13 protein-coding genes and 1 pseudogene are annotated in these 14,364 nt (G+C 49.5%); 8 read left to right on the top strand and 6 right to left on the bottom strand.

The annotated features are described in order from the left end of the window. The first annotated feature begins 17 nt into the window (after window positions 1-17). Window positions 18-1,709 (top strand): ribulokinase, encoded by a 1,692-nt coding sequence (locus tag JJQ72_RS05005; protein ID WP_138225168.1) that lies wholly within the window; start codon window positions 18-20, stop codon window positions 1,707-1,709. 70 nt (window positions 1,710-1,779) lie between these two features. After that, entirely contained in the window at window positions 1,780-3,465 is a 1,686-nt protein-coding gene (locus tag JJQ72_RS05000) for a glycoside hydrolase family 13 protein (RefSeq protein WP_208202954.1), read from the top strand. A gap of 71 nt (window positions 3,466-3,536) precedes the next feature. Here JJQ72_RS05000 and JJQ72_RS04995 read toward each other — a convergent pair whose 3' ends face one another. Next, entirely contained in the window at window positions 3,537-3,755 is a 219-nt protein-coding gene (locus JJQ72_RS04995) for a hypothetical protein (RefSeq protein ID WP_208202953.1), read from the bottom strand. 308 nt (window positions 3,756-4,063) lie between these two features. Here JJQ72_RS04995 and JJQ72_RS04990 point away from each other — a divergent pair, with 308 nt between their 5' ends. Next, window positions 4,064-4,852, top strand: coding sequence for an alpha/beta hydrolase (locus JJQ72_RS04990; protein ID WP_138225171.1), 789 nt, complete (start codon window positions 4,064-4,066; stop codon window positions 4,850-4,852). A gap of 113 nt (window positions 4,853-4,965) precedes the next feature. Here JJQ72_RS04990 and JJQ72_RS04985 read toward each other — a convergent pair whose 3' ends face one another. Next, on the bottom strand, window positions 4,966-5,496 hold the full coding sequence (locus JJQ72_RS04985; protein ID WP_138225172.1) for a type 1 glutamine amidotransferase domain-containing protein: 531 nt from the start codon (window positions 5,494-5,496) through the stop codon (window positions 4,966-4,968). A gap of 279 nt (window positions 5,497-5,775) precedes the next feature. Here JJQ72_RS04985 and sigK point away from each other — a divergent pair, with 279 nt between their 5' ends. Together sigK and JJQ72_RS04975 are read left to right on the top strand one after the other, a co-directional pair. Continuing rightward, entirely contained in the window at window positions 5,776-6,477 is a 702-nt protein-coding gene (gene sigK, locus JJQ72_RS04980) for an RNA polymerase sporulation sigma factor SigK (RefSeq protein WP_138225173.1), read from the top strand. A gap of 547 nt (window positions 6,478-7,024) precedes the next feature. Continuing rightward, a pseudogene (locus tag JJQ72_RS04975) lies at window positions 7,025-7,177 on the top strand (sigma factor); the annotation flags it as partial. 81 nt (window positions 7,178-7,258) lie between these two features. Here the strand turns inward: JJQ72_RS04975 and JJQ72_RS04970 are convergent. Continuing rightward, window positions 7,259-8,320: a Fic family protein gene (locus JJQ72_RS04970; protein WP_208202952.1), complete on the bottom strand. Its 1,062-nt coding sequence runs from the start codon at window positions 8,318-8,320 to the stop codon at window positions 7,259-7,261. A 738-nt stretch (window positions 8,321-9,058) separates the two neighbouring features. On the opposite strand from JJQ72_RS04970, the gene JJQ72_RS04965 reads away from it, so the two are divergent. Continuing rightward, the gene (locus tag JJQ72_RS04965) at window positions 9,059-10,030 is read left to right on the top strand and encodes a tRNA dihydrouridine synthase (protein ID WP_243895876.1); all 972 of its coding nucleotides are present in this window, start codon (window positions 9,059-9,061) and stop codon (window positions 10,028-10,030) included. A gap of 247 nt (window positions 10,031-10,277) precedes the next feature. Continuing rightward, on the top strand, window positions 10,278-10,820 hold the full coding sequence (locus JJQ72_RS04960; RefSeq protein WP_208202951.1) for a YdhK family protein: 543 nt from the start codon (window positions 10,278-10,280) through the stop codon (window positions 10,818-10,820). Window positions 10,821-10,896: 76 nt separating this feature from the next. Here the strand turns inward: JJQ72_RS04960 and JJQ72_RS04955 are convergent, their stop codons facing one another. Further along, on the bottom strand, window positions 10,897-11,877 hold the full coding sequence (locus tag JJQ72_RS04955) for a zinc-binding dehydrogenase (RefSeq protein ID WP_208202950.1): 981 nt from the start codon (window positions 11,875-11,877) through the stop codon (window positions 10,897-10,899). A gap of 201 nt (window positions 11,878-12,078) precedes the next feature. On the opposite strand from JJQ72_RS04955, the gene JJQ72_RS04950 reads away from it, so the two are divergent. Next, a complete protein-coding gene (locus JJQ72_RS04950) occupies window positions 12,079-12,486 on the top strand; it encodes a rhodanese-like domain-containing protein (RefSeq protein ID WP_175415236.1) in 408 nt (135 codons plus the stop codon). Between the two features lie 120 nt (window positions 12,487-12,606). Here JJQ72_RS04950 and JJQ72_RS04945 read toward each other — a convergent pair whose 3' ends face one another. Together JJQ72_RS04945 and JJQ72_RS04940 are read right to left on the bottom strand one after the other, a co-directional pair. Beyond that, a complete protein-coding gene (locus tag JJQ72_RS04945) occupies window positions 12,607-13,443 on the bottom strand; it encodes a carbohydrate ABC transporter permease (RefSeq protein ID WP_208202949.1) in 837 nt (278 codons plus the stop codon). A 12-nt stretch (window positions 13,444-13,455) separates the two neighbouring features. Beyond that, window positions 13,456-14,337: a carbohydrate ABC transporter permease gene (locus JJQ72_RS04940; protein WP_138225184.1), complete on the bottom strand. Its 882-nt coding sequence runs from the start codon at window positions 14,335-14,337 to the stop codon at window positions 13,456-13,458. Between the last annotated feature and the right edge of the window lie 27 nt (window positions 14,338-14,364).

Genomic DNA, 14,364 nt, shown 5'->3' with positions numbered 1-14,364 from the left:
TAGCGGGAGGGACATCTATGAGTACAAAATATACGATTGGCGTAGATTACGGAACCCAGTCCGGCCGTGCCGTTCTGGTGGAGCTGTCGAGCGGGAGAGAGGTGTGTGACCATGTTACGCCATACCCTCACCATGTCATTGACGAGTCACTGCCCGGCTCCAAGGTTGCATTAGAGCATGACTGGGCATTACAGCACCCGGATGATTACCTGGAGGTGCTTCGGCGCTCCGTACCGGCTGTCATGCAGGAGTCTGGTGTTGATCCAGAGCTCGTGATCGGGATCGGAATTGATTTTACGGCGTGCACTATGCTGCCCGTCGATGCAGACTTAACGCCGCTGTGCTTCAAAAATGAATATGCCCACCAGCCGCACAGCTGGGTCAAGCTGTGGAAGCATCATGCGGCACAGCCGGAGGCAGACGCCATTAACCGGATAGCCATGGAGCGCACGGAGGATTTCCTTCCTCGATATGGCGGAAAAATATCGTCGGAATGGATGATTGCCAAGGCATGGCAAATTCTGAATGAAGCGCCGGACATTTATGAATCAGCGGACTTATTCTTAGAGGCGACGGACTGGGTGGTTGCCCGAATGACGGGGAACATGGTCCGCAACAGCTGTACCGCCGGGTACAAAGCCATCTGGCACAAGCAGGAGGGGTACCCGGACAAAGCCTTCTTCAGAGCGCTGGATCCGCGCCTTGAGAACCTGATGGATACGAAGCTTCGTGGAGAAGTAGTACCGCTCGGAGCAAGGACCGGAGGGCTGTCTCAAGAGATGGCAGACATGATGGGGCTGCACGAAGGCATTGCCGTCGCTTCCGGCAACGTGGATGCACATGCTGCGGTTCCGGCGGTCGGTGTCGTCACGCCGGGCAAGCTGGTTATGGCGATGGGAACCTCGATCTGCCATATGCTGCTGGGCCGTGACGAAAAGCATATTGAGGGCATGTGCGGAGTCGTTGAAGATGGCATCATACCCGGATTGTACGGATATGAGGCAGGGCAGTCGGCTGTTGGAGATATTTTTGAATGGTTTGTGGAGGAGTGTCTTTCGGGTGAGGTGAAGGCTGCAGCTGCTGAAGAAGGCCTGAGCGTGCATGCGTGGCTGGAGCGTGAAGCCTCCAGATTGTCTCCGGGTCAAAGTGGACTGCTGGCACTGGATTGGTGGAACGGTAACCGATCCGTGCTCGTGGATACAGACCTTACCGGCCTCCTGCTCGGCTTGACGCTGCAGACCAAGCCAGAGGAAATATACCGGGCCTTGCTGGAGGCAACCGCCTTTGGCACGCGAAAGATCGTCGATGCTTTTAACCATGGCGGGGTACCCGTGGATGCCCTGTATGCCTGCGGCGGGCTTCCTCAGAAGAACCGCCTGCTGATGCAGATTTATGCGGACGTGACGCAGCGTGAAATTTTCATTGCGGACTCTAAGCAAACACCGGCGCTGGGCGCGGCGATGTTCGCCGCTGTGGCTGCAGGAGCTGCAAACGGCGGGTATGCTACCATCACAGAAGCTGCTGTCAGCATGGCGCGAGTGAAGGAAGAAACCTACAGGCCGATTCCGGAGCATGCGGCCGCTTATGAGCAGCTGTATCAGGAATACAGCAAACTCCACGACTACTTTGGCCGCGGCGGCAACCCCGTGATGAAAACATTGAAAAAGCTGAAAGCAGAGGCTTCGGCAAGAAGCGCCCTTTCCATGTAGAATGCACGTCTGACGCAGCCGAGAAATGGTTAAGGATAGATAACACAATCTATTCGGAGGTGCGTCTTTGATGGAGCGGGCTTTTTGGAAAGAAGGGGTGGTCTATCAGATTTATCCCATCAGCTTCAAGGATTCGGACGGGGATGGGCACGGCGATCTGCGCGGTATTCTGGAAAAGCTGGATTATTTACAGGGTCTCGGCGTTACGATGCTGTGGCTGGGTCCTGTATGCAAGTCGCCGATGGAGGATTACGGCTACGACGTCAGTGATTATTATGAAATCAATGAGCCGTTTGGTACAATGGAGGATTTCGAGGAGCTGCTGCGAGAGGTGCATGCCCGGGGGATGAAGCTGTTTATGGACCTCGTTATAAATCATACCTCGCATCAGCATGCCTGGTTTCAGCAGGCCTCTTCCAGCCGGGAGCATCCGCGCCGCAGCTATTACATCTGGAAAGATGGAGTGGCCGGGGCCGAGCCGAACAACTGGATGTCATTTTCCGAGGAGTCGGCATGGAAGCTGGATGAGCAGACCGGCCAGTATTACTTGCGAATTTTCGATGTGACTCAGCCGGATCTGAACTGGGAGCATGCTCCCATGCGGCATGAGATGTATGAAATGATCAGGTATTGGCTGGACAAGGGAATTGACGGCTTCCGGCTGGATGCGATCAATATTTTGTCCAAAGAACCTGGATTTCCCGATGCTCCGGCGGAGGATCCCCATCCGCGAGGTCAGCGCTATTTCAAAAATGGACCAAAGGTCCACGATTATTTGCAGGAGCTGCATACAGAGGTATTCTCCCGCTATGAGAACATCGTAACCGTGGGTGAGGCGCCGAGCATTTCTATGGAGGTAGCGGTGCGTTACTCCGCTCCAGAACGGAAAGAGCTTAGCATGGTGCTGCTGATGGAGATGATCGGCATGGATGTGGAGCGCGGAAACCCGTGGAAGGTGCGGAGCTGGAGGCTTCAGGAGCTGAAGGATATTGTGAACCGGTGGTCCAAAGAGGTGTTTGGAAAAGGGTGGTATGGCACGTATCTGAGCAACCACGATCACCCGCGGATGCTTCCGCGCTATGGCGCAGATGGGGAACTGCGGGAGTTGTCGGGCAAGATGCTGGCGACTTTTTTGCATACTATACCCGGAACTCCCTTTATGTATCAAGGGGAAGAGCTGGGCATGACCAATGTGAAATTCTCCTCCATTCAGGATTATCGGGATAAGAATACCCTTGGCTTCTACAATAGGATGGTGGAGGAGGAGGGGGCTTCAGAGCAAGAGGTCCTCGACATGATTCATGCCCGCAGCCGGGACAGCGCCCGTACGCCGATGCAGTGGAGTGCTGAAGCGCAGGCCGGGTTTACGAGCGGTACGCCCTGGATCCCGGTGAATGACAATTACAAAGATATTAACAGTGAGGAGAGCATGAAACGCCCGGATTCTCTGTTCCACTACTATCGCCGGCTAATTGCCTTGCGCAAGGAGCAGCCCGTGCTGGCCTACGGAAATTTCAATATGCTGCTGGAAGATGAGGAGCATATCATGTGCTACACGCGAACGTATAAGGAAAAAACATGGCTGGTGCTGCTGAACTTTGCAGATCACGAGGTTACGACACGTTGGCCTGAAGACTGGAAGAGAGATTCCGGTCAAGCTGTGGCGGTGCTGGGAAACTATGAAGGACTGCCGGCAGTGGAGGAAGGAGGGCTCTTCAAGCTGAAGCCGTTTGAGGCTGTAATTGTTGAGGGGTAGACTCGCGCGTTCCACTAGAACATGTGAAAAAGGATGACCGAGAGTGGCTAAACCATCTCGGTCATCCTTCTTTAGGCTTCGTCCTCGTCCGGTAAATGTCCCGGTCTGCGATCCACTGTTTCATTGCCGTGACTGTTCTCTCGCTTCATCTCTTCCTTGTCTTTATTCTCGAGAATACCGCCGACGACATCGTCAATCATATCTGTAGCTCCGTGGTCAGGGCGGTCCGGCTCCGGAATGGGATCTACTCCAGGAAAGCGGCCGTCATAATCGGGATTTTTGTTAGCCATGTCACTCATCCTTTCTTCTTGGCCTATCTAGGATTGCCCGTTGAAACGTCAAGCATGTATAGAGGGCTTTGGAGATGCCTAATATCAGATGGGGCTGTGCTTTTTGTGGTATAAGTAACGAATAAACCGTAACGGGATTCCTGAATCAGCATCCGAACAAGGAGAAGTGCCAAGAGCAGCCGATCCGCTGTATTTTGCACAATTACGGGTTGACGAATGATCTATAATCAGCGAAGATCATGTCAAAGGCTTGCCATAGCGCCTGTTCGTTCATGCTATACATCAAGAGAGAAGGAAGGGAATCAAGAATGAAATTGTGGGAAAAAAATATTCCGGGGATTGAGCTGGAGGAAGAGGGTTCATTCGAGCCATATATTGTTCCACATGTCGTGGAGTCCGCTTCACCCCATGCTGCTGTCGTGGTGTTTCCTGGAGGCGGTTACTTCCGCCGGGCCGAGCATGAGGGGGACCCCATCGCGGAGTGGCTGAACAGCCTGGGCTTATCTGCTTTTGTGGTTCACTACCGCGTGAAGCCGACCAGATATCCGTATCCGCAGATGGACGGTATGCATGCCGTCAAGCAGATCCGGCACCGCGCTGCAGAATGGAACATTGATCCGGCCCGGATTGGCGTACTAGGCTTTTCGGCAGGCGGGCATCTGGCTGCTACCGTATGTATTCAGGCAGAAGAAGGACAGCCGGATGCAGAAGACCCGGTTGACCGCGTGAGCGCTCGACCGGACTTCGCCGTGCTGTGCTATCCCGTGATCTCCTTCACACAGCATCGGCATGAAGGCTCGGTCACCAATCTGCTCGGGGAGCAGCCATCGGAAGAGATGATTCGTAAAATGTCGGGCGAGCTGCAGGTAACTTCAAACGTACCTCCAACCTTTTTGTGGCATACTGCTGATGACGCTGCTGTTCCGGTGGAAAATAGTCTCATGTATGCAAGCGCTCTCTCTGCTCAGCAAATTCCGTTTGAGCTCCATGTGTTTCCTCATGGTCGTCATGGACTCGGACTGTCCGAGGAGGACCCGCAGGTTGCGCAGTGGACCGGCTTGTGTGCGGAGTGGCTGCGAAGAATTGAGGTTCTTTAGACTTGTGAGCTGAATTTCACCTGTAAGGATGAAGAAACATCACAAACGCCGGATAGACGATGAACCTCGTCCTCCGGCGTTTGTGATTACAATATTACGTACTGTGGCAGACTTTACCAAGCGTTAGAGCCCAAAGCATCCAGGGTAGCTTGAATAAAGGCTGGCTCGTCCTCCGGAGTACGGGACGTAATCAAATTACCGTCCGTTACCACTTCTTGATCCACGAATTGACCGCCGGCTTCGCGAACTTCGTCCTGAATACCGGGATAGGACGTCAGCGTACGGCCTTTCAGCAGGCCGGCTGCCGCCAGGATCTGCGGACCATGGCAGATGGCCGAGATCGTCAGCCCTTTCTGATCCGCCTCCTGAACAAAGGCTTGAATATCCTTGTCGTCCATCAGATGGGATGGAGATTTACCGCCCGGAATAATGACCGCAGCATAATCGGATGCCTGCGCGTCTTTAACAGCCAGGTGGGATTGGTAGGATACCGAGCCCTGCTTGCCTGTTAGCTCCTCATTTTCCTTCAAGCTGATAATTACGTTATCGTGGCCATTTTTGATCATAGCCTCATATGGGTTTTTCATTTCCGAGTCTTCAAAATCGTTAGCCAGCAAAAATGCAATCTTCTTTGCTTCAGTCATGATCGGTCACTCCTTCCTGAAATCATACTGTACAGTGTGCACCAAGAAAGGCGCGTACATGCTTTTTTTACCCGCTGGGAAGGAGATTCAAGCAAGAGCGGCCCATCCGCTGAGGAAAAACCGTTGCTGCACGGCTCAGCAGGCGTGATGCAGTGCCATAAGAATAGGAACTTTTTCACGTACAGGCACGACTGGGCTCCTGCCCACATACAATGAACAGACTGGAAACCGAGCGCGGCAAGAGGCCGGTTGCATTGTATTCTTCAGGAGGTGTCCCCTGTGCCTGGACTGTTTACCGCTATTGCACTGTTCATCAAAGAGCTAAGCCTGTTAGTGTCGTATGTGAAAAACAACGCGTTTCCCCAGCCCCTGACCGAAGAAGAGGAAGCGAAGCATCTACAGCTAATGGCTGAAGGTGACGCAGCTTCGCGTAATAAGCTGATTGAGCACAACCTTCGGTTGGTGGCTCATATTGTGAAGAAATTTGACAACACCGGCGAAGACCTGGAAGACCTGATCTCCATCGGCACCATCGGCCTAATCAAAGCGATCGAAAGCTTCCGAACGGGCAAGGGAACGAAGCTTGCAACATTCGCCGCTCGTTGTATTGAGAATGAAATACTTATGCATCTTCGTAGCTTGAAAAAAACGCGTAAGGACGTATCCCTGCATGATCCGATCGGCACAGATAAAGAAGGCAATGAAATCACGTTGATCGATATTCTAGGAACCGAAGCGGACGATATCGTGGATAAAGTGCAGTTAAAGATCGAGAAGAGCAAAATTTACCGCAACCTCGATATCCTGGACGACCGGGAGAAGGAAGTGGTCATTGGGCGATTTGGATTGGAGCATGGCGGAGAGGAGCGCACCCAGCGAGAGATTGCGAAGGAGTTGGGGATTTCGCGGAGCTATGTTTCGCGGATTGAGAAGCGGGCGCTCATGAAGCTGTATCATGAGTTTTATAAGGCGAAGCGATGATGGAGTATGGAATTTAGAGTCGGCTGTGCCAACGTGAAGCAGAGGGAAACCTCTGCTTTTTTGTGTTCAGGCATTTAACGCGGGGGGGCGTTTAGAATGGATGGGTTTCCAGATGATTGCTATGACAGCTCATGCGGAAGGGTGGTTTCTGCAGGATTACTTCCCGATTGTATATAGCTGCGGATTGCGGGCGCAATAACCGATTCCTCCAAGCAAATTATCGAATCGACTACTATTTATTTTTTAGATTTATAGGAGTTTGAAGAAGATGCTCAAGGACATATTCTTGCACAATCCGATTGACATAACAAAGAGGTACATCGAGGGGATGCGTTAGCACGAGGTATCGACACTGAAAACCCTGAGAGTCGAAAAGTTTCGGCTGGAAAAGAAGCGATTAAGCTCACAAGAGAATGTATTCATCAATTAATTGTTATTGATGGATTGGGTGGAAATAATTGAGCGAGCGCTCGTAGAGCGAAATAACTTAGAGGATTATACCGATTAAGTCTATTGACTGTAATCGTTTTTTACATCGGGTTGTGTCCATAACCTCAAGAAGTTTGACAATACCGGCGAAGACCTGGAAGACCTGATATCCATCGGCACCATCGGCCTAATCAAAGCGATCGAAAGCTGCCGAACGGGCAAGGGAACGAAGCTCGCAACATTTGCCGCTCGTTGTATCGAGAGCGATATCTAATATGCAGTAAACCCGGCCTACGATTCAGGCCGGACCAGAATAAAGTTGTTTAACCATGGATCTATCTGTTATGGAGAATCAATCCTCGTCACCAAAAATTTTGCGCCAACGGGCATTTCGCCCCTTCGTGATCGCCACAATATGCCCTTTCTTGGACATGCGGGCAAGTACTTGACGAATTGTAGGACCAGTGATCCCCGGACACCGCTCTAACAAATCAGCAACGCTAAAATCCCCCATCAAGTGTTGAATGACACCTTCCACTTGACGTGATTTCCAACCCCTGCCACGATCCAAATCCCCCATCCGTTGTTCAAACCGTTGATGACCTTCGATAAGCATTGTGAGAAAGTATTCAACCCAGGGACGAACGTCATTGGTTCCTTCATGCCAGCCTTGTGATGATTTTTGAAGGGTCGCATAGTATTGATCCTTGGTGTCCTCAATACATTTCTCCAAGCTAATATATCGACCTACCTCATACCCCGCCTGATAGAGCAACAGGAGAGTAAGGAGTCGAGCCATTCGGCCGTTACCATCTGGAAAGGGATGGATTGACAAGAAGTCTAAAATAAAAATAGCGATAAGCAGCAATTCGGGGTACAATGCTTCTTCTTTTCGCTTCCGAAACCCATTCACTAAGTCTTGCATTGCTTGTTTCGTTTCAAAGGCAGAAACAGGTTTAAACCGAATAATGGTTTCCCCTGAAGGGAGTTCTTCGGTAATATCATTGTCGCTCATTTTATAGCTTCCACCACTACCCGTCGCGTATTGCAGTAGATTTCTATGTAACTGCAAAATAACATTAGACGTTACAGGCATGTGCTCGTAGGATTCATGAATAACCTTGAGCACGTCACGATAACCGGCAATCTCAGATTCCGACCGATCTACAGGATCTACCCGTTCATTGACGATTTCAGTAAGACGCTTATTCGTCACCACGATTTTTTCGATTCGGTTCGAAGACTCTGTACTTTGAATCAATGCTACGTTTTTCATAGCTGTAAGAATTTCCAGGGATTGCTGAAAGTACAATGCCTGTTTCCCTTTAAATTCTGCGACACGTTGCAGCATGTTCATTGTAGTCGGACCCCAAGCAATATCCTTCATTCGATCAGATAAAAACATAAGCTTCATATACCTATCCACCCCCTTATATAACTACATATATTATACCAAAATATATGTAGTTATATAAGGGTTGAAAATATATAGTTTAAGCTCATGCTACCGAATCGAAGGAGGCCACCGAGAATCCATCCGACTATTAAATATTGAAAGTCTAAATGGGTCGATCATTTGTTCATGCCTTGGGGTTAACCAATCCAGTTTAGCAATATCCATAGTAATAGGGCCAAATGTACAAACAAATGAATTATATGATTATGTGAACTGGTTTAACAAACACCGGTTCATGGTTCACTAGGTTACATGACGCCCGTTCAGTATAAAACTGCGGCCCTTAAAAAAGTTGTTTGATTTTCTGTTGACAGTCCAGATTAATAAAAATTCGACCTTGGTGGAACAAAGGTCGAGGTAAATAGTGGACATTTATGGCCGTACACATAGATCAGGAAGTGTCCAAGGCTTTGGGACAAGGATGAGATTGAAAATGCAATACTCTCAGATGTTTCTAAGCATATGAATAACGGTACAAAATTCCCTGCAAACGGAACAACGATGCAAAATGTTGTGACGGTCCATGAAAATAAAGTGAGATACGATGTGAGACAATTATTGTTCAGGTTAGCTGATGGATAGTATCCTGCCCAGGCCATGTGTTGCCGGCAAACTTAATAATGGCATGATGAAATATGTTATAATGTTGTTTGTTCTAGCGGTGATCGTATGCAGATGAGAGGAATGGAATGAGCGTTGATTGAAAATTTTTGGAAAGAGTTACCTAAACCGTTTTTTGTACTTGCTCCTATGGAAGATGTCACGAATGTGGTGTTTCGTCAGGTTGTGAGTCGAGCGGGTAGACCTGATGTTTTTTTCACTGAGTTTACAAGTACTGAAGGCTACTGTAATCCAGATGCTATATATAGTGAGCGTGGGAGATTATATTTCACAGAAGAAGAACAGCCTATGGTAGCACATATTTGGGGAAATAACCCTGATCATTTTAGGGAAATGAGTATAGGTTTAGCGAAGCTCGGATTTAAAGGCATTGATATTAATATGGGTTGTCCTGCTCATAACGTCGCAGCTAAAGCTAAGGGCAGCGGGCTGATCTTACAGCCTGAGCTTGCAGCAGATATTATACAAGCTACTAAAGCAGGTGGATTACCTGTAAGTGTAAAAACTAGACTTGGCTACACTCATGTGGAGGAGTGGCGTGAGTGGTTATCCCATATTTTGCGACAAGATATTGCAAATCTTTCTATTCATCTACGAACCAAGAAAGAAATGAGCAAGGTGCCTGCTCATTGGGAGCTGATTCCTGAAATTAAACAGCTTCGTGATCAGATTGCACCCCATACATTATTAACGATTAATGGAGATATAGCTGATCGAAAAACAGGCTTGATGCTGGCAGAACAATACGGATTTGATGGAGTTATGATCGGTAGAGGTATATTTAAAGATCCATTTGCTTTTGAGAAGACGCCTAGAGAGCATAGCAGGGACGAAAAAATAGAGCTACTAAAATACCACATTCATTTATATGATCAATATGCATTAGAACTAGAGCCGAGACCATTTGTTCATTTACTTCGTTTTTTCAAAATATATATTCATGGATTTGATAAGGCAGATGCGTTGAAAAATGAGCTCATGCAAACGAAGTCAACAGATGAAGTGCGTCAAGTGCTACACAGCTTTACTAATGATCATGTTGAATAATTGCGAGGGTGTACACCTTGCCGGTTGACGAGTCGTTGTACGTAGCGACAAGGTGGGGGATGAACAAACGATATGAATGCTCTGTCCAGTGTAACATTGGAAGGGCATTTTTTATATCCTCGTCGAATATCAAACGACCCGATCTTAAGAGATAATCCAACCTTACATTCCTGCTGGTATATTCTCACTCCATATGATATACCATAAGGGGGTATGCTATACAGAAAAAGGAGTGAGGATACTGAACATGAAATGGATCAAGATATGCTTCTTTATTTCGGTGCTGATGGTGGCTCTAGCCGGATGTGGGGAAGAGGCTTCGCACCCGGCAGGGTCCACGCAGCACGAAGATCATGCTAGTCATTCAACGACTGGCGAAGTTCCTGAAGGGTTAAAAGAAGCAGCAAATCCAATGTTTCAAGCAGGCAGTCAAGTGATGATCCGGGACGAGCATATGCCCGGGATGAAGGGGGCCAAAGCGACGGTGGCAGGTGCATATGAGACGGTTGTTTATACTGTGTCTTACACTCCTGTGGCAGGAGGAGACGAGGTAACGAACCACAAATGGGTGATTCATGAAGAGATTCAAGATGCAGGTTCAGATCCTTTGAAGCCGGGAACAACGGTAGTTTTAACGGCCGACCATATGCCCGGAATGAAGGGTGCTGAAGCAACGGTGGATTCTGCTCAATCCACGACGGTGTACATGATTGACTTCATACCGACTACAGGTGGGGCCATGGTTAAGAACCATCAATGGGTCACAGAAAATGAACTATCTCCATTATAAAAGACAGCTCATCAACTATTCGGTCAAGCTGAGAAAGAGCCCTGCTTACATGGCAGGACTCTTGTCAGCTTCGCCGTTACCCCAGCATCGCTACGATCTTGCCTGTGACATGCCTTGTCGCGATGTCGGTTAGAGCAGCAGGGACCTCGTCCAGGGTAATGGTGCTGGAGAGGGTAGAGGTGATCTTGCCCTCTTGCAGCATGGAAAGCATATGATCTCCCATCTGGGCAAGCTTGCGCTGCTCGGCGAGATTGCCGGAAGCATGAACGCTGCCGAGCGCAATAGAATGGAAGGATAAGGGATGAGCAAACGAGATCGCCTCATTGATTGAAGGCGGTCCGGCAATAAAGGATATCTGTCCATTGAAGGCGAGCGCCTTTAAGGAGCGGGTGGCATTGTCACGGCCGACCGTATCAAGGACATAATGAACGCCAAGGCCGTCTGTAATTTCCAGCGTCCGCTGAACGAAATCCTCCTGCTGATAGTCGATGGCGTAATCGGCTCCGAGCGAATGTACATACTCATGCTTGGGCGCAGAAGCGGTCGTCAGCACGGTTAGCCCGGCTGCTTTAGCCAGCTGAATAGCAAAGCCGCCGACACCGCCGGCTCCGGCATGGATCAGGATATTCTGTCCTGAAGACACATGCATTTTGTGGAACAACGCCTGGTAAGCGGTATAGCCGGCACAAGGAAGTGCGGCCGCATCCTGAAATGAAATGCCTTCCGGAATGACAGAAACCGTATGTGCTGAGGTAACGCCGTATTCAGCATATCCGCCCTTTTGAGTTAGATCAAGGTGACAAACGACCCGATCGCCAACCGAAATATGGTTCACGCCGGCCCCGATCTCCTCCACGATGCCGGCAGAATCCAGTCCAAGAATATGCGGATAGCTCCAATGCGGATTGCCTTGATTTCCTGTTTTATAATCGACGGGATTTAGCGCGGTAGCCATAATACGAACCAGTACTTCACCTGGCTGGGGAGATGGTTTAACCGCTTCTCCAACTCTCATCTGACTGATCTCTCCGGGTCCTTGAAGCAGCAAAGCTTTCATTGCATGTCCTCCTTCGGATAAAAAAAGATTAGAATGAAGATAACGAAGCACACTTATTATAAAGAAGATGAAAGCTTACCGGAAGAAGGCACTTGGAAGTGCCTATCCTGGTATAGTTGATTTTATACCCTACAGGGTATAAAATAAGGCGTAATCCATAGTATACACAAACTACGAATACAGACGAAGGGAGGAGATCTAGTGTTCTGGCAAGCATTTTTACTGCTCGGCCTCGTGCTTTTTCTGCTGCAGCATCGCTTGGGGCCTGTGAAAGGGCTGAGATTTCTGGGCGAGGAGCAGCTGCTTCACATCAAGGAAAGTCGGCAAATACAGATCTTAGATATTCGAGACGCAACCGACTTCGAGAAGGGACATCTACCAGGGGCGATTAACATTTACATCGGCAGGCTCCCTTACGTCAGCATGAATGAGCTGGTGCCAGGAGAACAGCTTGTGATCGTCTCTTCTTCAGCTTATCATATCAGGAAAGCAGCAAGAATATTGAAGAAGTCGGGCTATACCGAGCTGGCAGCCTTTGTATGCAGGGAGCATGCTGCCGGTCGGAGTCAGGAGCAGCGCCGAGCTGGCATGGGCGCATGCATCTCATAAATCAGCCGGAAGCAGGCATCCACGAATAAACCGTAGACACAGCCGCAGTGAAGCGACAGGTCTACGGTTTATGGGTGTCTATGCCTGATATACGCATCCTGTCCTGGCTTCAGCCGTTGTTTAACCCTTGACAGCAGAGCCGACCGTCATGGCTTTCTCGACCTGTTCGCTAAACAGAATGTAGACCAGCACCGTTGGAAGAGAAGCGACGGTCATGGCTGCTCCCATCGCGCCCCAGTCGGTAGTGAACTGTCCTTGAAAGAACAGCAAGCCGAGCGGGAGCGTCTTGAGATCCTCATCGGAAATGAGCATCAGTGCAATCGGGAACTCGTTCCATGCTGCCAGAAAGACAAAGATCACCATCGTGGCAATCGCCGGCTTGACAACGGGTATCATAATCCGGTAAAAGGTCTGGTATATATTTGCGCCGTCAATGCATGCCGCCTCTTCCAGATCAAAGGGAATGCTGCGGAAGAAACCATAAAATACGAGAGTAGAGAAGGAAACATTAAACGCAATATAAGGCAGAATAATCGATCCATACGTATTGGTCAGATGAAAATCACGCACGAGGATCGCGAGTGGGATCATAATGACCTGAACCGGCACAAACATGCCGATCACGATATACATTTGAGCCAGCGTTTTGCCGCGAAATCGCATTCGGGCGACGGCATAAGCAAACAGCAGGGCGACAGCAATGGTTCCGATGACGGTGATGACAGATACCCACACACTGTTCAGGAAATAGCGCGGAACATTGAACTCGGTCATGGCAGACACGTAATTTTCAAACCGCAGCGTCCGGGGGAAGCCGAACGGATTCGTCACAAAGATCTCATTGTTGTCCTTGAAGGAATAAAACACCATCCAGATCAAGGGATACAGTGAAATGAGGGCATACAGCCAGAGAAAAATTTGCAGTAACGGTTGTTTACGCCTGAAGTTCATCCACATATGTTCATCCTCCTAGTACACAATCCGTTCCCGGGCAACGAGCCGGTTGATAGCAAAGGTCACAATCAGGCATTCAATGACGAGAAACGCAGCCGACGCGCTGCCGTAGCCGAACTCGCCAACGCGGAATGCTGAACGGTACATCATATAGGTCAAGGTATAGGTACTGGTGCCAGGGCCTCCCCCGGTCATAATGTACATATTTGCAAACGCATTCAAACCACCGGTAATCGCGAGGACTAGACAAAATTTATACGTCTCCGCCATCAGCGGAATCGTAATTTTCCAGTGTGCGGTCCAGCGTTCGGCACCGTCAATCTTGGCTGCCTCCATATATTGCTCGGGAATGGAGCGTGCGGCGGCCAGCAGCAGGGCGAAATGATAGCCCATATACTGCCAGGCGTTCACCATGGCGATGGCAAAAATGGCCGTTTTGCTGTTGCTAAGCCAGTCCTGGCGGTAGGACAGACCGAGGGCTTCAAATATTTTGTTTATCAGTCCATACTCTCCGTTGTAAATAGCGAGCCAAAGCTGACAGACGACCGTGATCGACAGAACAACCGGAATAAAAAAGCTGATCCGCAGCAGCTTGCGGCCCTTGATCAGGCCATCCGAGATGGTCAGCGCCAGCACGGTGCCGATGCTGATCTGCAGCACGGTTAGAATAAGTGCAAAGATCAGGCCGTTGTACAGCGAGGTATAGAAGAGGCTGTCCTCAAACATCCGCTTGTAGTTGTCCAGAAAGATGAAGGTTCCTTCCGTGAGGCCATCCCATTCAAACAGGCTCCGGTAAAACACCTGCAGGATCGGCCAAAAGACGAGCACCGTAAACAGTAGCAGGGCGGGAGAGATGAAGAGCAGGATGGCGGTCTTGTTTCCGAGAAATTTATTCATGCAGGCTCACTCCTCTGGCGTTCAATC

Origin of the sequence: Paenibacillus sp. F411, from assembly GCF_017582705.1 — a bacterium.
In the GTDB taxonomy this organism is placed as follows: Bacteria; Bacillota; Bacilli; order Paenibacillales; family Paenibacillaceae; genus Paenibacillus_AQ; species Paenibacillus_AQ algicola.
Note: the sequence above shows the minus strand (reverse complement) of the source record. Positions and strands in the feature narration are given on the sequence as shown.